This window comes from Actinomadura litoris (assembly GCF_009733595.1).
GTDB lineage: Bacteria > Actinomycetota > Actinomycetes > Streptosporangiales > Streptosporangiaceae > Spirillospora > Spirillospora litoris.
Genome location: NZ_WOFH01000013.1, coordinates 223,349 through 239,947, shown reverse-complemented (window position 1 = coordinate 239,947; position 16,599 = coordinate 223,349). Strand labels below are relative to the sequence as shown.

18 protein-coding genes are annotated in these 16,599 nt (G+C 72.9%); 8 read left to right on the top strand and 10 right to left on the bottom strand.

Annotated features, from left to right (window positions below):
* Positions 1-23: 23 nt before the first annotated feature.
* Both GNZ18_RS32120 and GNZ18_RS32115 read right to left on the bottom strand, forming a co-directional pair.
* Positions 24-1,337, bottom strand: a complete 1,314-nt coding sequence (locus GNZ18_RS32120; RefSeq protein ID WP_156220380.1) for an aspartyl protease family protein — start codon at positions 1,335-1,337, stop codon at positions 24-26.
* 147 nt (positions 1,338-1,484) lie between these two features.
* The gene (locus tag GNZ18_RS32115; protein WP_216651508.1) at positions 1,485-1,745 is read right to left on the bottom strand and encodes a hypothetical protein; all 261 of its coding nucleotides are present in this window, start codon (positions 1,743-1,745) and stop codon (positions 1,485-1,487) included.
* 207 nt (positions 1,746-1,952) lie between these two features.
* Here GNZ18_RS32115 and GNZ18_RS32110 point away from each other — a divergent pair, with 207 nt between their 5' ends.
* Together GNZ18_RS32110 and GNZ18_RS41530 are read left to right on the top strand one after the other, a co-directional pair.
* Positions 1,953-3,599 carry a phytoene desaturase family protein gene (locus GNZ18_RS32110; RefSeq protein ID WP_216651507.1) on the top strand — a complete coding sequence of 549 codons (1,647 nt, stop codon included), beginning with the start codon at positions 1,953-1,955 and terminating at the stop codon, positions 3,597-3,599.
* 54 nt (positions 3,600-3,653) lie between these two features.
* On the top strand, positions 3,654-4,982 hold the full coding sequence (locus GNZ18_RS41530) for a pentapeptide repeat-containing protein (RefSeq protein ID WP_216651506.1): 1,329 nt from the start codon (positions 3,654-3,656) through the stop codon (positions 4,980-4,982).
* 12 nt (positions 4,983-4,994) lie between these two features.
* Here GNZ18_RS41530 and GNZ18_RS32100 read toward each other — a convergent pair whose 3' ends face one another.
* Complete coding sequence (locus GNZ18_RS32100; RefSeq protein WP_156220379.1) at positions 4,995-6,056, bottom strand: alcohol dehydrogenase catalytic domain-containing protein; 1,062 nt, start codon at positions 6,054-6,056, stop codon at positions 4,995-4,997.
* A gap of 97 nt (positions 6,057-6,153) precedes the next feature.
* On the opposite strand from GNZ18_RS32100, the gene GNZ18_RS32095 reads away from it, so the two are divergent.
* Positions 6,154-6,747 carry a CGNR zinc finger domain-containing protein gene (locus GNZ18_RS32095; RefSeq protein ID WP_156220378.1) on the top strand — a complete coding sequence of 198 codons (594 nt, stop codon included), beginning with the start codon at positions 6,154-6,156 and terminating at the stop codon, positions 6,745-6,747.
* 28 nt (positions 6,748-6,775) lie between these two features.
* Here the strand turns inward: GNZ18_RS32095 and GNZ18_RS32090 are convergent, their stop codons facing one another.
* On the bottom strand, positions 6,776-7,276 hold the full coding sequence (locus tag GNZ18_RS32090; protein WP_156220377.1) for a MarR family winged helix-turn-helix transcriptional regulator: 501 nt from the start codon (positions 7,274-7,276) through the stop codon (positions 6,776-6,778).
* A 95-nt stretch (positions 7,277-7,371) separates the two neighbouring features.
* Here GNZ18_RS32090 and GNZ18_RS32085 point away from each other — a divergent pair, with 95 nt between their 5' ends.
* Both GNZ18_RS32085 and GNZ18_RS32080 read left to right on the top strand, forming a co-directional pair.
* Positions 7,372-7,959, top strand: coding sequence for an NADPH-dependent F420 reductase (locus GNZ18_RS32085; protein WP_156220376.1), 588 nt, complete (start codon positions 7,372-7,374; stop codon positions 7,957-7,959).
* A 107-nt stretch (positions 7,960-8,066) separates the two neighbouring features.
* Positions 8,067-9,224, top strand: coding sequence for an MFS transporter (locus tag GNZ18_RS32080; protein WP_156220375.1), 1,158 nt, complete (start codon positions 8,067-8,069; stop codon positions 9,222-9,224).
* A gap of 40 nt (positions 9,225-9,264) precedes the next feature.
* Here the strand turns inward: GNZ18_RS32080 and GNZ18_RS32075 are convergent, their stop codons facing one another.
* Positions 9,265-10,485, bottom strand: a complete 1,221-nt coding sequence (locus tag GNZ18_RS32075) for an FAD-dependent monooxygenase (RefSeq protein WP_156220374.1) — start codon at positions 10,483-10,485, stop codon at positions 9,265-9,267.
* Between the two features lie 81 nt (positions 10,486-10,566).
* On the opposite strand from GNZ18_RS32075, the gene GNZ18_RS32070 reads away from it, so the two are divergent.
* Both GNZ18_RS32070 and GNZ18_RS32065 read left to right on the top strand, forming a co-directional pair.
* On the top strand, positions 10,567-11,127 hold the full coding sequence (locus GNZ18_RS32070) for a TetR/AcrR family transcriptional regulator (protein ID WP_156220373.1): 561 nt from the start codon (positions 10,567-10,569) through the stop codon (positions 11,125-11,127).
* 144 nt (positions 11,128-11,271) lie between these two features.
* The gene (locus tag GNZ18_RS32065) at positions 11,272-12,030 is read left to right on the top strand and encodes a hypothetical protein (protein ID WP_156220372.1); all 759 of its coding nucleotides are present in this window, start codon (positions 11,272-11,274) and stop codon (positions 12,028-12,030) included.
* A 6-nt stretch (positions 12,031-12,036) separates the two neighbouring features.
* Here the strand turns inward: GNZ18_RS32065 and GNZ18_RS32060 are convergent, their stop codons facing one another.
* From GNZ18_RS32060 to GNZ18_RS32045, 4 genes are all read right to left on the bottom strand, one after another.
* Positions 12,037-12,552 (bottom strand): hypothetical protein, encoded by a 516-nt coding sequence (locus GNZ18_RS32060; RefSeq protein WP_156220371.1) that lies wholly within the window; start codon positions 12,550-12,552, stop codon positions 12,037-12,039.
* Between the two features lie 367 nt (positions 12,553-12,919).
* Positions 12,920-13,351, bottom strand: coding sequence for a DUF3995 domain-containing protein (locus GNZ18_RS32055; protein WP_156220370.1), 432 nt, complete (start codon positions 13,349-13,351; stop codon positions 12,920-12,922).
* A gap of 46 nt (positions 13,352-13,397) precedes the next feature.
* Positions 13,398-13,856 carry a hypothetical protein gene (locus GNZ18_RS32050; protein ID WP_156220369.1) on the bottom strand — a complete coding sequence of 153 codons (459 nt, stop codon included), beginning with the start codon at positions 13,854-13,856 and terminating at the stop codon, positions 13,398-13,400.
* Positions 13,853-14,365 carry an RNA polymerase sigma factor gene (locus GNZ18_RS32045; protein WP_214615764.1) on the bottom strand — a complete coding sequence of 171 codons (513 nt, stop codon included), beginning with the start codon at positions 14,363-14,365 and terminating at the stop codon, positions 13,853-13,855. The genes GNZ18_RS32050 and GNZ18_RS32045 overlap by 4 nt, the downstream gene beginning before the upstream one ends.
* A gap of 103 nt (positions 14,366-14,468) precedes the next feature.
* Here GNZ18_RS32045 and GNZ18_RS32040 point away from each other — a divergent pair, with 103 nt between their 5' ends.
* Positions 14,469-15,095 (top strand): FMN-dependent NADH-azoreductase, encoded by a 627-nt coding sequence (locus GNZ18_RS32040; protein ID WP_156220368.1) that lies wholly within the window; start codon positions 14,469-14,471, stop codon positions 15,093-15,095.
* Between the two features lie 8 nt (positions 15,096-15,103).
* On the opposite strand, the gene GNZ18_RS32035 is transcribed toward GNZ18_RS32040, so the two are convergent.
* Positions 15,104-16,549: an MFS transporter gene (locus tag GNZ18_RS32035; RefSeq protein WP_156220367.1), complete on the bottom strand. Its 1,446-nt coding sequence runs from the start codon at positions 16,547-16,549 to the stop codon at positions 15,104-15,106.
* Between the last annotated feature and the right edge of the window lie 50 nt (positions 16,550-16,599).

The following is a 16,599-nucleotide window of genomic DNA, read 5'->3' as shown; positions in this document are numbered from 1 at the left end:
ACATCTGGCAACGCCCTTTCGGCCTAGGCGCGTCTGCGGTGGGAAGCTATGCGTAGGCGCATGGCCGTGTAGTCGAAGGTGACCGCGTACGGCTTGTAGAAGTCGTGCGTGAAATTGGCGATCGCGTCGAAGCCGAACGCGGCGGAAAGGCCCGGGCCGGGCAGGCCGGGGAACACCTTCTCGGCGGCGAAGCCGAGGATGTCGCGCCCGACCGCGCGGCCGAGGCTGATGCGGTCAGGCCGGATCGGGTAGATGTCGATCCCGTTGACCGACCCGACCGGGTGCGCGCGGTCGACGGGGATGCCGAGGGATTCGGCGATCTCCACCGTCGTGTCCAGGCCGTGGCCGATGCCGCCGGTGTCCACGGTCACCACCCGGGGGCCGTCGTCGCGCAGGCTGCCCAGCGAGCAGGGAAAGTGGTCCCCGGCGAGCCACAGCGGCAGGCCGTCCGACCTGCGGGCGGGGCGGGGCCGTCGCAGGACGAGGGCACGGCGCGCGTAATCCATCGTGGCCAGGAAGTGGTAGAGGACGGTCGTGCCGAATGCGCCGGCCGCGGTGGAACCGTCCGGCAGCGTCGGCCTCTGGCCGCCCTGCGACCACTGGACCGGCAGGTTCCGGACCTCGATGTCGCCGATCCGGAAGGAGTCCAGCACGCCGAGGTAGATGGTCACCGGCTTGTTACCCGCCACGCCTGAGGTGGTGGCCACCGCCCGCAGCCCCAGGTCCTTCGCGGTCTCCGGTGCGAGGTCGAGCGTCGCGTAGGTGTCGACCATGAACGTCAGGGGCCGGGAACCGTTCACCGACGCCTCCACCACGGGCACGGGGTCGAGGAACCGGAACGGCACGCGCGTGCCGGCCGGTCCGGAGATCCGGTAGGGCGAGGCGCCGAGGTGGCCGTACTGCGTCGCGGACGCCTTGGTCGACGGCGTGCCGATCTCGTTGAGCAGCGGGATCGCACGGGCGTGCCGGTCCTGGCGGACGAAGCAGTCGGCGAGCCTGCGCAGGGAGCCGGTGTCGGCCGGGTTCAGGTCGATGGCGCTGGACAGGTGGCATTCGGCCATCCGGAAGCGGTTGGACAGCAGCGCGATGTAGCCGAGCTGCGCGTTCGCGTGGGCGTTGCGCGGATCGCCGCGCAGCAGCAGCCGGTAGGCGCGCTCGGCCTCGGCGAACCGGCCGTGCTTGAAGAGCCGGTCCGGGTCCTTGGCGGAGGTCGCCGCCGCTCGGGTCGACGGAATGTCCAGGAAGGGAACGGACGCGGCGGCGGCCGCGGTGAGACCGGCGCGGCGCAGGACCGCGCGGCGGTCAAGGTCGTGGGACGGCGTGTGGGGCAGGGACATGGCAGGCTCCTCAAAACTCGCAGCGCCTGGGGCGGCCCCATTCCAGCCGCGGCATCGTTGCCTCACCGTTAACAGGGTTGGCATTCCTTGCCGCCCAGAGCGGTCGGCGGCTGCGGTGGTCCGGTTCGCCGAACCCCCGTCCACGGTTCAGGTGGTCGCTCGGGACCGTGCCTCGGCGGCCCAGTGGGGTGCGTTCCAGCGGTCGGCGATGGTGGCGGCTTGGGTGAGGTGGGCGGCGGCCTCGTCGGCGCGACCGAGGAAGACGGCCAGTTCACCGAGGGTGTGGGCGACCGGGCGCAGTGCCAACGCCAGGCTCGCGGCGCCGGCCGGGGGGCCGTCGCGATGCGGAAGCAGTGTCGCGTAGATCTCCGCGGCGGCATCGCGGTCGACCAAGGCGATGCTCGCCATCGCGCGCGGCGTGGTGAAGAAGAAGTCGGGGCGGATCGGGCGCTGACGCGCGGATCTCGCGGGCTTCGCCGTCCAGGCCGCCGGCGTGCAGAGCGAGCCTCCGTGCCGCAGGTCGAGTCCTGGGTGGGAGGGCGGCTCGGCGCCCTCCCGCCCCGGGCGTCGCCGGGGGGCCGTGGGGGCGCTCGGTGTTCTGGGTACCTGTCGTCTATGGAAGAGACACCCATGGCGCCGAGCGGCGGCGTCCCGTCCGCGGAAGTCTTCGACGCCGTCGTCATCGGTAGCGGTATCAACGCCCTCGTCGCCGCCGCGCGGCTCGCGGGCGGCGGGTGGCGGGTCGCGGTGTGCGAGCGCGAAGACCGGCCCGGCGGCGCCGTCCACACCAGCCGGGAGGTCTTCCCGGGCTACACCGTGGAACTGCTGTCCAGCTGGCATCCCCTGTTCGTCGGAGGTCCCGCCTACGCCGCCCTCGCCGGCGAACTGGCCCGCCGCGGCGTCGTCTACCGCAACACCTCCCGGCCCACCGGCGTCGCATGCCGCGATGGGGCGGCCGTCCTCGCGACCGACCCCGACGCGCTCGCCGCCGCCCTGGCCTCCGTCGGTGACGCGGAGAACTGGTCGGCGATGATGACCGAGTTCGGCGGCAAGATCGACCTGGCGTTCGGCCTGCTCGGCACCGATTTCTGGCGTCCGGGGGCGCTCCGGCTCGGCTGGCGGGCGCTGCGGCGGCTGGGCCGGCGGGGCCTGGTCGCGTCCGGCGCGGAGGTCCTGGAACCGGCGCGGCCGTGGCTGGAGCGGACGTTCTCCTCGCCCGTCACCCGCGCGATGCTGGCCCCCTGGGCCCTGCACGGCGGCCTCGGCCCCGACGACGCCGCCTCGGCCTTCATCATCAAGGTCATCGCCGCGGCCGTCACCACCGGCGGCATGCCCGTCCCCGAGGGCGGCGGCGTCCGCCTCGTCGAGGCGCTGGCCGGAATCGTCACCGACGCCGGCGGTGAGCTCCTCACCGGTGCCGATGTCACCCGGATTCTCGTGGAGCAAGGCCGCGCCGCCGGTGTGCGGCTCGCGGACGGACGCGCACTGCGCGCCCGCCGCGCCGTCCTCGCCTCCGTCACCCCGCGTGCCCTCTACGAAGACCTCCTGGACGGTCGCGCTCCTGCGGATCGTGTCCAGGCGGCCCGGGCCTTCCGGCACGGCCGTGCCGCCATGCAGATCCATCTGGCCCTCGACGAGCCGCCCCGATGGAAGGACCCGGCTCTGGAGGACGTCGCCCTCGTGCACGTCCTGGACGACCTGGACTCCCTGTCGGCATCGGTGAACGCCGCCTGGCGCGGCCTGCTGCCCGAACGGCCGACGATCGCCGTCGGCCAGCCCGCCACCGTCGACCCCGGACGCGTCCCCGAGGGCAAGGGCCTGCTGTGGCTCCAACTCCAGGAACTGCCCCGGCGGGTCCGCGGCGACGCGGCCGGGATCATCGACCCCGGCGACGGCACCTGGACCCCGCGGCTCCGCGACGCCTACGCCGACAGAATCCTCGGCCTCCTGCGTCCCCACATCACCAACCTGGACTCCGCCCTCGCCGACCGTCTGGTGCTGGGGCCCGCCGAACTGGAGGAGATGAACGTCAACCTGGTCGGCGGCGACCCCTACGGCGGCGATTGCCGGATCGACCAGTACGTCCTCTGGCGGCCCCTGTCGTCGGGCACCGGCCACGCGACCGGCGTACCGGGCCTGTGGCACATCGGCGCCTCCACGCACCCCGGCCCCGGTCTCGGCGGCGGCTCGGGTTTCCTCGTCGCCGAAAGGCTCCTGCGCACCCGACGCGGTCGCGTGAAGCTTGATGCGGCTGGTCGGTGACCTCCGGGGCTGGCAAGCTTCGGGGTCATTGTCGTTACGGACTGTGCAGGCGGGATGAACGGGTTCGACTGGGACGGCTGGGCGGCGCGCGACGGTTGGGACGTCCCGCCGGAGACGGTGGGCGGCGGGCAGGACGCGGTCGACTCCCTGTGCGGGTGGTGGCGGCGGGCCGGGGGCGAGGACCCCGGTGTGCTGCGCGCGTGCGGGCGGGTGCTGGCGGCGATGCTGCGTGCGGGGGACGGCCTGGACGTCGTTCTGCGCGGTGCGGTTGTGGTGGACGGGCGGTTCGCGGGCTGCGCGTTCGGTGCGGTGGACTTCTCCGACGTGCGGTTCGTGGGGGATGTGGACTTCGCGGCGGCGCGGTTCGGCGGGCAGGCGGTGTTCCAGCGCGTCCTGTGCGAGGGCGACGCGGAGTTCGGCGGCGCCGCCTTCGCGGAGGCGGCGGTGTTCGGGCGGGCCCGGTTCCGGGGCGCGGCCGGGTTCGCGGGGGCGCGGTTCGGTGATCTGGCGTGGTTCGGGCGCGGCGAGGACGGGCTGTCGGAGGAGGATCCCGCCTGGGACGAGATCGAGGACGCGGTCACGCCCGCCTGGCAGGAGCCCAACGAGGACGATCCGCACTGGCCGCTGGCCGTGCTGGACTTCGACTACCAGGAGTGGATCGAGGGCGGCGACGGCGCCCGCTTCGCCGGTCCGGTCACCTTCCGGGGCGCCGGGTTCGGCGCGGACGCCTGGTTCGGCAAGGCTCGCTTCGGCGACTCCGCGGACTTCACCGGCGCGGTCTTCGGCGGTCCCGTCCACCTGCCGGCCCCCACCGTTGACCTGACCGGTGCCCGCGCCGACGAGGACGCCGAGCACGAGTGGCCCTTCGGTTGGCACCTCCATGACGGCGAATTGGCCGCCGGCCGGCGCGACCTGGCCGACCCCGCCGCGCGCCTGGCGGGTGTCGAACGGCTCGCCTCGCTCGGCGATGCCGAGCCCGGGGCCCGTGCGGCGGTGGCCCGCGCGCTGTGCGAGTACCTGCGCGTGCCGCTGCCCTTCGCCGTCACCGGGCCCCTGACGCCGCCGCGGGCCGCCGAGCTGCGGGCGCGCCGGGCCGCGCAGGAGGCGCTCGCCGCCCGCGCCCGCCCCGGCGGCTGGCCTGACCTGTCCCTGCACCTGTCCGGCGCGACGCTCGTCGACCTGGACCTCAGCGGTGTGTCGGTCGCCTACGGCGACTTCTGCGGCGCCCAGTTCCACGGCAGGGCCGACTTCTCGGATGCCGTCTTCGAGCGCGCCGACTTCTGCCTGCCCGGCTCGGCCGACGGCCGCGCGACGTTCCACGGCCCGGCCGACTTCACGGGCGCCCGCCTGGGCCGTCACGGTTCACCGATCGACGGTTGCTGAAATGCTCCCGCGTCAGAACCGGTCGATGACGACGACCCCGCTCGGGCCGTAGGACTCCATGGACTCCAGCACCTCGCTCACCTGATCGAGGCCCACCGTGCGGGACACGATCCGCCCGGGGTTCAGGCGACCGGCCTCGATCATGTTCAGCATCGTGCCGAAGCGCTGGCCCTGCATGCCGAAGGCGCCCAGCACCTCCAGCTCCTTGACCATCATGATGTCGATCGGCAGCGCGACCTCGCCCTTCTCCGCGCGTGTGGTGTGCCCGAGCTGGAGATGGCGGCCGCGCGTGCGCAGGGACATGACGGAGTTGCGGCAGGCGGCGGCGATGCCGACGGCGTCGATCGACACGTGCGCGCCGCCGCCGGTCAGCGTCCTCACCGCGTCGGCGGGCTCGTCCTGCGCCGCGTTGACGGTGTGCGTCGCGCCCAGGGCGCGCGCCGCGTCCAGCTTCTCGTCCGAGATGTCCACCGCGATCACGTTGGCGCCCGTCGCGCCGGCGATCTCCACCGCCGACAGCCCCATGCCGCCTCCGGCGCCGTACACCGCGACCCACTCGCCGCCGCGGACCCGCGCCTGGTCGACGATGCCGTGGAAGGCGGTCATGTAGCGACAGGCCAGGCTGGCGACATCGACGAAGCCGACGGACTCCGGCACCGCGACGAGGTTGACGTCGGCGAAGCGCACCATGACCAGTTCCGCGAAGGCGCCCCAGTAGGACACCCCGGGCACGAGCGACGCGACGTGGTCGCACACGTGCTGGTTGCCGCTCCGGCACATCTCGCACGAGCCCTCGCCCGGGTTCATCGGGAAGAGGACGCGGTCGCCGCTCGTCCAGCCCCTCACCTCGCTCCCGACCTCCTCGATCGTGCCCGCGAACTCGTGGCCGAGGACGAACGGGGCTTGGACCTGCGGTCCTCCCGTCCAGAAATCGCCAGCCCACAGGGCCCAGTCGGTCCGGCAGATCCCGTTCGCGGCGACGCGCACGATCGCGCCGTCCGGGGGGCAGTCGGGATCCGGTACCTCGCGGACGACGAGCGGCTTGTTGAGCTCTTCGATGACTGCGGCGCGCATGAACGCGACCTCCTGCCGATAGTGTCCACCTGTTGGAGCGGTGGACCGGACGCTATGTCCCTCGTTTTGGCGATGTCAACCGCATAAGGTGGTGGACATGGGCGATGAAGGCGGGCGGCGGCGGACCAAGGCCGACTTCCGGTTCGACGACGCGCGGTTGTGCTTCGGCTTCGCGGGCACCCTCGCCGATCGCGGCAAGGCGGCGCCTTTCGAGCGGTTGGCGCGGCCGGACGATCTGGGCCGGTGGTGCGTGGAGAGCGGCTGCACCGGCGCGCCGCCCGCCTGTACCGAGGCCGACCTGGTCCGGGCGAAGGAACTGCGGGAGGCGATCCAGCGGGTGGGCGAGGCCATGGCGGCCGGGGTCGCGCCCGGTTCCGGGGACGTCGCCGCCATCAACCGCGCGGCCGCCGAGCCGTCGTCGGTGCCGGAGCTCTCAGCCGACGCGGCCTCGGTCCGCTGGAGCGGCGACGGGGTGGGAGCGGTGCTCTCGACCGTGGCGCGGGATCTGATCGCGCTGTGCGGTTCGGAGTACCGCACACGTGTCCGGATATGCGGGAATCCGGATTGCGGTGTGCCGTTCGTCGACACCTCCCGTGCGGGTGCCCGTCGCTGGTGCTCGATGAAGACCTGCGGGGCGCTCGCGAAGAAGCGGGCCTACCGCGCCAGGCTGCGGGCGGACGGCACCGGCTGAGCCGGACGGTGGACGGCGGTCACCAGGGTCACCGGGCCGACGAGCCGCGCCTGCGCGGAGGCTGAAGCGGGACCACCGCGCGCAGATGGGTGCGGGCGGTGTCCATCATGTCGGCGAGCTGGGTGATCTGCTCGTCGGTCAGCAGGTCGATCAGGCCGCCGCGGACCATCTCCAGATGCCCGGGCGCGGTGCGCTCCAGGAGCCGCCGACCCTCCTCGGTGATGACGACCATGGCCCTGCGCTCGTCGTCGGCGCTGGTCTCGCGGCGGATCAGGCCGGCCTTCTCCAACTGGGCGACCTGGTAGCTCAGGCCGCTCCGCGAGGTGATCATCAGTTCGGCGAGCTCGGTGATGCACCGCTGCTCGGGGGCGCTCTCGTTGGTCCAGTGCAGGATCTCGTACTGGACCAGGGTGAGCCCGCCGTCCTCCCTGACCTGCCGTTCGACCAGGCGGTGGACCAGGGCGGAGGTCTCCAGGAAGCCGCTCCAGGCGCGCATCTCCCGCTCGTTCAGCCAGCGCGGTTCGCTCATGGGTCGAGTCTACCGAGGTTGCGTCGAATTCGATGCATCCGTACGATCGGTCAGGTGCGTCGAATTCGACGCAAGTCGACCGGAAGGTTCCGCTCATGAAGATCAGCATCATCGGCAAGGGCAACGTCGGTTCCGCGCTGGCCCGCCGCCTGACCGCGGTGGGGCACACGGTCACCACGGCCGGCTCGTCCACCGACACGGGTCAGGTCGCGGCGCAGGTCACCGAGGCGGAGGTCGCCGTCCTGGCGGTGCCCTTCCCCGCGGTCGCCCGGCTCGACGGCAAGGTCAAGGCGGCCCTGGACGGCAAGATCGTGATCGACGCCACCAACCCGCTGGCGGCCGACTTCATGTCGCTGACCGTCGGGCACACCACCTCCGCGGGGGAGCAGGTCGCCGCCGCGCTGCCCGGCGCCCGGGTGGTCAAGGCGTTCAACACCGTGTTCGCCGGCACGCTGGAGACCCCCGAACTCGGCGGCGGCACGCTCTTCCTGCCGGTCGCCGCGGACGACGAGGCCGCCAAGAAGACCGTGCTGGACCTCGGCGCGCAGCTCGGTTTCGACGCCGTGGACGCCGGTCCGCTGGCGAACGCCCGCTACCTGGAGCCGGCCGTGGAGGTGCTGATCCAGCTCGCCTACGGCGTCGGGCTGGGCGGCGACATCGGCTTCACGCTGGCGCGGGCGTGAGGGCGGCGGGTTCCGCTCGGCGGCCGTCGGCCCGTTCGAGCGGACCCCGCTCCGCCTCCACGGCGGTCACCCCCGCCGACCCGTCCTCCCCTTCGAAGGAGCGAGCCATGCCTCTCGCCCTGCTCGCGCTCGCGGTCAGTGCCTTCGGCATCGGAACCACCGAGTTCATCATCAACGGCCTGCTCCCCGAGTTGGCCGCCGACTTCGACGTCAGCGTCCCGGCCGCCGGGCTGCTGGTCTCCGGATACGCGGTCGGCGTGGTCATCGGCGCGCCCCTGCTCACGATGGCGGGGGCGCGCCTGCCCCGCAAGACCATGCTGCTCGCCCTGATGGTCCTCTTCCTGGCGGGCAACCTGCTGTCGGCGCTGGCCCCGGCCTACGGCGTGCTGATGGCCGGGCGGATCATCGCGGCCTTCGCCCACGGCGCCTTCTTCGGCGTCGGCGCCGTCGTCGCGGCCGACCTGGTGGAACCGGACAGGCGCGCCCGAGCGCTGTCCCTGATGTTCTCCGGGCTGAGCCTGTCGAACGTCCTCGGTGTGCCCGCCGGTACCGCGATCGGGCAGGCGTTCGGCTGGCGCGCCACCTTCTGGGCCGTCGTCGCGGTCGGCGTCGTCGCCCTGGCGGGGATCGCCGCGCTCGTCCCCTCCGGCCCGCGCCCTCAGGGGCACAACCTCGGGCGGGAGTTGGGCGTCTTCCGGCAGGGCGGCGTATGGCTGGCGCTGGCCATGACCGTGTTCGGGTTCGCGCCGGTGTTCACCGTGATCACCTTCATCGCGCCGATGATGACCGACGTGGGCGGCTTCTCCCCGGGCGCGGTGCCCGTGGTCATGGGCCTGCTCGGGATCGGCCTGGTCGTGGGCAACCTCCTCGGCGGCCGGCTGGCCGACCGGGCCGTGCTGCCCGCGCTCTACGCCTCCATCGGCGCGCTCACCGTGCTGTCGGCCCTGGTCGCCGCCACCGCGGGCGACCGGGCGGCGTTCGTCGCCGCGATCGTGCTGTTCGGGATCGCCGCCTTCGCGACGATCCCGCCGTTGCAGACCTGGGTGCTGGACAGCGCGTCGCAGGCCCCCGCCCTGGCCTCGGCGGCCAACATCGGCGCCTTCAACCTGGCCAACGCCCTCGGCTCCGTGATCGCGGGCCTCACCGTCGACGCGGGGCTCGGATACGCAGCGCCCGCCTGGGCGGGCGCTGCGCTGGGCGTGGCCGGTCTGGCCGTGACCGGGGTCGTGGGCCTGCGCGTCCGCCGGCAGGCCCTCGCGACCTAGCGACCGGACCGCCGCCGGGAGCGACGTGGTCGGGCGCGGGTCAGCCCAGGCCCAGCGCGGCGGGCGACGGGGTGTAGTCCTCGACGGTCATGGCGTCGTAGAGGCGCGCGCTCTTGGTGGTGAGGCGGATGAGGGCGCGGGCGGGCGCGGCGGGCAGGGCGGAGATCAGGCGGGAGCCGTGGGCCAACGCCCGCACGCCGAGTCGGGAGGTGGGGATCAGGGTCTTCGCCGTGCTCAGCGCGACCGCCCGGCTGTCGCGCACGTGGTCGATCATCGCGCGTTCGTAGGCGGGGAAGGCGCGATCGTGGTCGCCGCCCGCCCGGGCGAGCTCGCCGGCCAGGACGTACGCGCCCACGACGGCCAGGGTGGTGCCGCCGCCCACGACCGGGCCGGGGGAGTAGCCCGCGTCGCCGACGAGGGTCACCCTCCCCCGCGACCAGCTCTCCATGCGGAGCTGGGTGATCGAGTCGAAGTAGAACGCGGAGGTGCGGTCGAGCTCGTCCAGCCAGCCGTCCACGTCGGGGTGCATGCCGCCGAAGGCGCCGCGCAGCAGCTCCTTCTGCCGGGGCACGTCGCGGTGGTGGTCGAGCTCGCGGTCGCCGCGGAACATGAACAGGGCCCGCGCGCCGTCGAGGTGCCGCGCCCCGTACATGCCCGCGGTGCGGCCGACGCCGATGTGCATGAGGAGTTCGCCGTCGAGGCGCGGGGTGTTGGGCAGGGCCAGCACCCCGAAATGGGCCCCGACGAAGGTGCTGAGGCCCGCGTCGTCGCCGAAGACGAGGCGGCGCACGTTGGAGCGCAGCCCGTCCGCCCCGACGACCAGGTCGAACCGGCGCGGCGCGGCTCTTTCGAAGCGCACCTCGGCGTCGGGTGAGATCGCGGTGACCGAGTCGCCGAAGACGTACTCGACGTCGTCGCGCGCGGCGTCGTGGTAGATCTCGCTCAGTTCGTCCCGCATGACCTCCAGGTGCCGGTCGGAGGCGGCGCCGAAGATCTTGGAGAGGTCCGCCCGGATCGGCCGCCGGGTGCCCTCCTGGTGGACGGTCAGCCTGCTGGTGCCGGTGGCGCGCTCCTCCAAGCGCCGGAGCACGCCCATCTTCTCCGAGATGTCGACCGCGGGGCGGAACAGGTCGACGGCGTGCCCACCGGTCTTGCGCAGGGTCGGCGCGCGCTCGACGACGGTGACGGAGAAGCCGTGCCTGGCGAGCCAGTACGCCAGCACCGGACCGGCGACGCTGGCGCCGGAGATGAGAATCCGCATGGAGCACCCTCTCTACTTACTTAACGATAAGTAAGCATAGCAGCGTCACTTACCGACCGTTAAGTCAGATAGGCTGGCGGCATGCCTCGCCCCTCCGACACCAAGCAGCGGATCCAGGAGGCGGCCCGCGAGCTCTTCGGCCGGCAGGGCGTGCAGCGGACCAGCCTGCAGGAGATCGCCGACCGGCTGGGCATCACCAAGCCGGCGCTGTACTACCACTTCGCCTCGCGGGAGGAGCTGGTCCGCAGCATCGTGCAGCCGATCATCGACGAGGAGGAGGCGTTCCTGGCGAGCCAGGAGGCGCTGGACGAGGTCGATCCCGTCGCCCTGCTGGAGGGCTACTTCGACTTCCACTACCGCAACCGCGAGGGGATCGTGCTCATGCTCGGCGAGCTGACCACGCTCGCCGACCTCGGAGTGATCGACCTCGCGCTGAGCTGGCGCGAGCGGCTGGTCAGGCTGGTGCAGGGCCCCGATCCCACGCTGGAGCAGGCCGCCCGGGGCGTGATCGCCTTCGGCGGCATCCAGGACTGCACGATCCAGTTCGCCGACGTGCCGGAGGACGAGCTGCGCCGGGTGGCCGTCGACGGCGCCTGCGCGGTCCTGGGCATCGACCCGCGGCGCGGAGCGGCCCGCCGCTGAGGCGGAGGGTTCCGGGGCCTCGGGCGGTGACCGCGTCGGGGGTCTCGCTCCACGCCGCTGTGGGGCGGCGGTATTACGGGGCTTCGGTCGTGGTGGTGGGCGTACTGTGCGAGGCGGGGGATCCCTCGATCGGAGGTTCGGGTGATGACTCGGCGTTCACGGCTTTCCGCCTGCGGCGATGTCGGGCCGGCCGACTGGGTGGTCGCGGGCGTCGGGCCGTTCGGATCGGGCGTGGGCGGTCTGGTGCCGCACGGCTTCGAGGCGTACGCGCGGATCCTGCATCCGGCCTACGCGGCGGACGGGAGCCCGGTGACCTGGGCGCGGGTGGCCGCGTGGTCGGGCGGGGCGGTGCATCCGCGGGTGCAGTTCCAGGCGCTGGCCGGGCCGGTGCCCCGGGTGGACGTCGCGCGGCCCTGGGTGGAGGAGCCCGACCCGGGGACCCTCACCCCGGAGCTCTTGGCGGCCTTGTGCGACGTCCTGGCCGGACACACGGGGTCGGCCGATCGCTGCTGGTTCTGCGTCTCAGACGGCTATGAACCGGCTCCGGAGGGCGCGACCGCCACGTTCACCGCCGGTGCGGGTGCTGACCGGGAGCCCGAGGTGCTCCCGCCGGAGATCGGCGAGGGCCCCCGAGTGGAGTTGCCCGAACGGACATACCTCCTGCTCAAGGGCCCCCTTGACGCCGCCGGGGAACTCGCGGTGCCGCTGTTCTCGCAGTCGCCCAACCTGTTCTGGCCCGATGACCGGGCGTGGTACGTCACGACCGAGACGGACCTGGACTCCACCTACCTCGGCGGGACCGCCGCCCTCGTCGCCGAGATCGTGGCGGACGAGCGGCTGGAGGCCGTTCCGGTCGAGGTGACCGACCCCGTGTGGGCGGACAGCGACGAGATCAACCGCTGACCCGGATCAGCAGTGGATGGAGACCGTCGGGGTCCTCTTCCCGACGGTGGCGACCCGCGGGGTGTACCCGGGGGGCGCGTAGAGGGTGGCGACGGCCTCGCCGTGGTACCTGCCGGTCCTGCAGACGAGCGCGGCGTTGCCCTTGGCCGTGCGCTTCCCGGTGCTGCCGAACGCCTTGATCTTGGATCCGCGGTTGCTGAACAGGCCGACCTTCCCGCGGATCATCCGGAGCGGCTGGCTGCAGGTCACGCCCGTGCGGACGTTGATGGTGCCGTGCACGTGGCCGGACTTGTGCGGGATGCCGCCGTGGGCGCCGATGAAGCGGATCTCGCAGTGGATGACCCTGGCGCCGAGCGTCTTGGAGTTGGACGAGAAGTCGACCTGATACTTGGCCGGGGCCGCGGGGGCGGGGGGCGGCGCCGCCGCCTCCGCCGTCGCCGCGCCGCCGGCGACCCCCACGACGGCCGCGGCCCCCACCACGGCCAGCGTCCGCTTCGCGGCGCTCCAGCTCTGCTGTCCCATGTGCTGCCTCCTCATGCATTGGTCGAACGGAGTTTCGCAACGGGGTATTGCGATCTTGTGTTACGCGGGTATTGCTGTCAATGAAATTTTCCGGGTTGTGAACGGCCGTGATTGGCCATTTTTGTAAAAATAGGCCGGGTGCTTAAAAAGTGGACGTCGAACGTGCGGTCGGCTTCCGAAACATCGGCTGTGACGGACATGAGGCCGATGTCATCATCTGGCGGGATTCGGTGTGGCGATGATCTCGTGCCGTCGATGCAACACGCGCTATGCGGGCCTCCGGAGGCGGCCGCTTCGCGCCGGCTATTCGGTCTCCTGCTCCCGAAAGTGCGGCAACCCGTCCGAACCGCGAAGGACGTCCGGAGTCTCAGTGCGCGGCCACGAGCGCCGTCGCCGCCACCAGCAGCAGGCAGAGCGGCGTGTACAGGACGAGGTTGAGCCTGTAGAAGGCCGAGTCCCTCTCGGCGCCGATTCCGAAGGCCCAGGCGACACCGGCCAGGGCGCGCACTCCGGCTCCGGCGGCGACGGCGAGCGTTCCGGCCAGGGGCAGCCATCCCGGAAGGCCGGCGAGGATCACGTCGGCCTGGGCCAGGACGGTGGCCCCGGCACCCGACAGGGCGAGGACGAGCGGGGCCAGGACGCGCGGCGTGAAGGGGACGTCCGCGTTCAGCAGCCCCTGGGACAGGGTGGACACGTCGTGGGCGGGCCAGGTGCGTCCGGTCATCCAGTACACGTGCAGGAGCGCGTCGAGGAACAGGACGGTGGCCACCACGAGGGCCGCGATTTCGTAGGTTCGCATGCTAGGGAGAGGACGCCGGGGGCCCGAACCACTCCCGTGATCCGCGTCACGCTTCCGGGGTGAAGCGCCGGACGAAGCGGCGCAGGATCAGCGGCCCCAGCAGGCGCCGAACCGGCGGCCCCAGGACGCGCGCCCCTGGCACACGGAGTGCCGCCATATACGCGAAGCGGGTGCCGTCGCCCGCAGCGACGGCGCCCATGCCGAACACCAGGAAGCGGCTCTGCATCAGGCACCAGCCGGGACGGAGGACCATGTCGAACCGTCCCCGCAGGCCCGAACGGCCGCGCACGGCCGCGCGCATCCGTTCGCCATGGCGCTCGGTGACGCGCAGGGTACGGACGTCCGGCACCAGCCCGGGAAAGCCGCGCTCCGGGTCGCCGAGCACCGCCCACACGTCCTCGAAAGTGGAGGGCAGTACGGCCTCCTCCAGCAGGACGCCCGGGAACGACGCCGCCAGGGCGCGGAGCCGTCGCACCTCGTCCAGCTCGCCGACCGGCCAGGTCATCGCGCCGCCCCCTCGTCCCGCCAGTTCCGCCGGAAGCTCGCGCGGGCCCGGAACAGCCGCGACCGGACGGTCCCGGCCGGCACCCGCAGCATCCGCGCCGCCGTCTCCTCGTCCAGCCCCTCCAGGTCGCGCAGCACGAGGACGGCGCGGTGCTCGGGTGACAGCCGGTCCAGGACGTCGCGGACGTCCGCCGCGAGCGCCGGGTCACCGGGCGCGGGCACCTCGGCCAGGGGGGCGGGGACGGCGCGCGCCGACTGCTTGGCCACCCGCACCGCCTCGCGCACCGCGACGACCCGCACCCAGCCGAACAGCGCGGCGGGTTCGCGCAGGTCCTTCAGGTTGCGCATGACCACGATCAGCGCCTCCTGGGCGGCGTCGGGGGCGTCCTGCAGCGCGATCGGCCCGCAGAGCCGCCGCACATAGGGCGTGAGCACGTCGAGGACCTCGTGCAATGCCATCAGGTCGCCGCGCTGCGCACGCCTCACGACGTCAGGGTCGACCCCGCTCACCAGCCTCACCCTAGCCCGGCGCCGACCGCTTGCTATACGGACCACGGTCCGTTAATCTTCCAGAGTATATGGACCATAGTCCGTTTATGGAAGGGATCAGCTCATGAGCCGGTTGCTGCACATCTCCGCCTCGCCGCGCGGGGCGTCCTCGGAGTCGTTGGCGCTCGCCGCCGCGTTCCTGGACGCCTACCGGGAGACCCACCCCGGCGACACCGTCGACCACCACGACCTCTGGGACGGCACGCTCCCCGAGTTCGGCCCCGCCGGAGCCGGAGCCAAGATGGCGGTCTTCGGCGGCGCCGACCCCTCCGGCGCGCAGGAACGCGCGTGGGCCGCCGCCCGCGCCGTCTTCGAGCGCTTCGACTCCTACGACCGCTACCTGTTCAGCGTCCCCATGTGGAACTCGGGAGTGCCGTACATCCTCAAGCAGTACATCGACGTGGTCTCCCAGCCCGGCTGGGTGTTCGGCTTCGACGCCCAGGACGGCTACACCGGCCTCCTGCGCGGCAAGAAGGCGGCCGTCCTGTACACGAGCGCCGTCTACGGCGACGCTCGCGGACCGGCGTTCGGCGCCGACCACCAGCGCGGGTTCTTCGAGGACTGGCTGCGCTGGGCCGGGATCACGGACATCACCACCGTGCGCTTCGCTCCGAACCTCGCCACCGCCGACGCCGATACCGCGCGCCGTGAGGCCCACGCCCAGGCCCGCGATGAGGGCAAGCGGTTCTGAGGCGGAGGTCACGCCGGTTCGGCACGGAGGCGGTGTGCCAGCAGCATGCCGCCCACGGCGAGCAGCCCGGTCAGGACGAAGACGCCCAGCATCGAGGAGTCGCGGTCGTCCCCGAAGGCGATGGCCGCTCCGCCCAACCCGGCGATCAGGGCCGTGGCGAAGGTCTGGGCGAGTTGGAGCGCGCCGCTCGCCTCGCCCTGCCGCTCCGCCGGGACCTGGCGCAGCGTCTCGGTGGTGGAGGCGTTGAAGCCGATGCCCATCCCGAGCCCGCCGACCGCCCATCCCAGCAGGGCCGTCCACACCGGGACCGCGCCGGACATGACCGTCACCGCGATCAGCGCGACCCCGACGGCGAGGACGGCGAAGCCGGTCACGGTGGCGGCGGTGCGTCCGGCGCCCCGGGCGTCCCTCCTGGCCTGCAACGCCGAACCGGCGACCCAGGTGATCGCCCCGGCCGACAGCCCGAGGCCGGACGCGGTCGCGGTCATCCCGCGCGACTCCTGGAGGCCGAGCGGCAGGAACGCCTCGGTGCCGAAGTAGGCGCCGCACAGCAGGGCGCGGACGGCGACCCCGGCGCCGAGGCCGCGCCGGGCGCCCAGCGTCCCCGGCGGCGCCACCCACCGCAACGAGGGGACCGTGACGAGGACGCCGACGGCGGCCAGAACGATCAGGGCGACCGTGTCGGTCAGCAGCAGCGCCTGGAGCAGGACGCCGGTTCCGACGGTGAGCAGCACGGCGCCGCCCAGCGGACGCCTCCACCACGGCAGCGCGGCGGGGGGAGCCCCGGTGCCGCCGGACCGGCGCAGCCCGCGCAGCGGGGGAAGGCCGAGGGCGGCGGCGACGGCGATGATCGGCAGGATGAGCAGGAACACCCACCGCCACGTGGTCCGTTCGGCGAGGGCGCCGGTGGTGGCCGGGCCCACCAGCGACGGGATGGTCCAGGCCGAGGACAGCAGCGCGTACATCCGGGCGCGCAGGCGCTCGGGGTAGGCCAGCCCGATCACGGTGTAGGCCATGGCCATCACCGCGCCCACGCCGAGCCCCTGGAGGAACCGGCCGGCCAGGAACAATAGCCAGGTGGGCGCGGCTCCCGCCACCGCGCAGCCGGCCGCCAGCAGCAGCATGCCCCAGGCCATCGGACCCGCCGGGCCGCGCCGGTCGGCGGCCCGTCCGGCGACGACGGTGCCGATGACGTTGGCCAGCATGAGGGCCGACAGGCCCCACCCGTAGGCGCCCAGGCCGCCGAGGTCCGCGGCGATGCCGGGCAGCACGGTCGCCACGCCGAGCGACTCCAGGGCCACGAGTCCGACCGACAGCAGCACCCCCGCCGTCAGCGCCCGGTAGGGCCCGCCGAACACGCCGCCCGCGGCGCGGTCGGCCTCGGGTGGTGGGGCGGGCGCGCCCTCGCGGACGTCGCGATCGGGTGTTCCGGTCTCGTCGGCACCGGGCTTCATGGCGGCCTCCAGTTATATTTCGTTCCGGATCGGAACGTAACATATACAAT

What these genes read in the sequence shown, in the direction of transcription:
- GNZ18_RS32070 (WP_156220373.1), top strand. Translation starts at nt 10,567, where the DNA reads ATGCCTCGCCCCTCCGACACCAAGCAGCGGATCCAGGAGGCGGCCCGC.
- GNZ18_RS32080 (WP_156220375.1), top strand. Translation starts at nt 8,067, where the DNA reads ATGCCTCTCGCCCTGCTCGCGCTCGCGGTCAGTGCCTTCGGCATCGGA.
- GNZ18_RS41530 (WP_216651506.1), top strand. Translation starts at nt 3,654, where the DNA reads ATGAACGGGTTCGACTGGGACGGCTGGGCGGCGCGCGACGGTTGGGAC.
- GNZ18_RS32095 (WP_156220378.1), top strand. Translation starts at nt 6,154, where the DNA reads ATGGGCGATGAAGGCGGGCGGCGGCGGACCAAGGCCGACTTCCGGTTC.
- GNZ18_RS32055 (WP_156220370.1), bottom strand. Translation starts at nt 13,351, where the DNA reads ATGCGAACCTACGAAATCGCGGCCCTCGTGGTGGCCACCGTCCTGTTC.
- GNZ18_RS32040 (WP_156220368.1), top strand. Translation starts at nt 14,469, where the DNA reads ATGAGCCGGTTGCTGCACATCTCCGCCTCGCCGCGCGGGGCGTCCTCG.
- GNZ18_RS32110 (WP_216651507.1), top strand. Translation starts at nt 1,953, where the DNA reads ATGGAAGAGACACCCATGGCGCCGAGCGGCGGCGTCCCGTCCGCGGAA.
- GNZ18_RS32115 (WP_216651508.1), bottom strand. Translation starts at nt 1,745, where the DNA reads ATGGCGAGCATCGCCTTGGTCGACCGCGATGCCGCCGCGGAGATCTAC.
- GNZ18_RS32075 (WP_156220374.1), bottom strand. Translation starts at nt 10,485, where the DNA reads ATGCGGATTCTCATCTCCGGCGCCAGCGTCGCCGGTCCGGTGCTGGCG.
- GNZ18_RS32085 (WP_156220376.1), top strand. Translation starts at nt 7,372, where the DNA reads ATGAAGATCAGCATCATCGGCAAGGGCAACGTCGGTTCCGCGCTGGCC.
- GNZ18_RS32090 (WP_156220377.1), bottom strand. Translation starts at nt 7,276, where the DNA reads ATGAGCGAACCGCGCTGGCTGAACGAGCGGGAGATGCGCGCCTGGAGC.
- GNZ18_RS32120 (WP_156220380.1), bottom strand. Translation starts at nt 1,337, where the DNA reads ATGTCCCTGCCCCACACGCCGTCCCACGACCTTGACCGCCGCGCGGTC.
- GNZ18_RS32060 (WP_156220371.1), bottom strand. Translation starts at nt 12,552, where the DNA reads ATGGGACAGCAGAGCTGGAGCGCCGCGAAGCGGACGCTGGCCGTGGTG.
- GNZ18_RS32065 (WP_156220372.1), top strand. Translation starts at nt 11,272, where the DNA reads ATGACTCGGCGTTCACGGCTTTCCGCCTGCGGCGATGTCGGGCCGGCC.
- GNZ18_RS32100 (WP_156220379.1), bottom strand. Translation starts at nt 6,056, where the DNA reads ATGCGCGCCGCAGTCATCGAAGAGCTCAACAAGCCGCTCGTCGTCCGC.
- GNZ18_RS32035 (WP_156220367.1), bottom strand. Translation starts at nt 16,549, where the DNA reads ATGAAGCCCGGTGCCGACGAGACCGGAACACCCGATCGCGACGTCCGC.
- GNZ18_RS32050 (WP_156220369.1), bottom strand. Translation starts at nt 13,856, where the DNA reads ATGACCTGGCCGGTCGGCGAGCTGGACGAGGTGCGACGGCTCCGCGCC.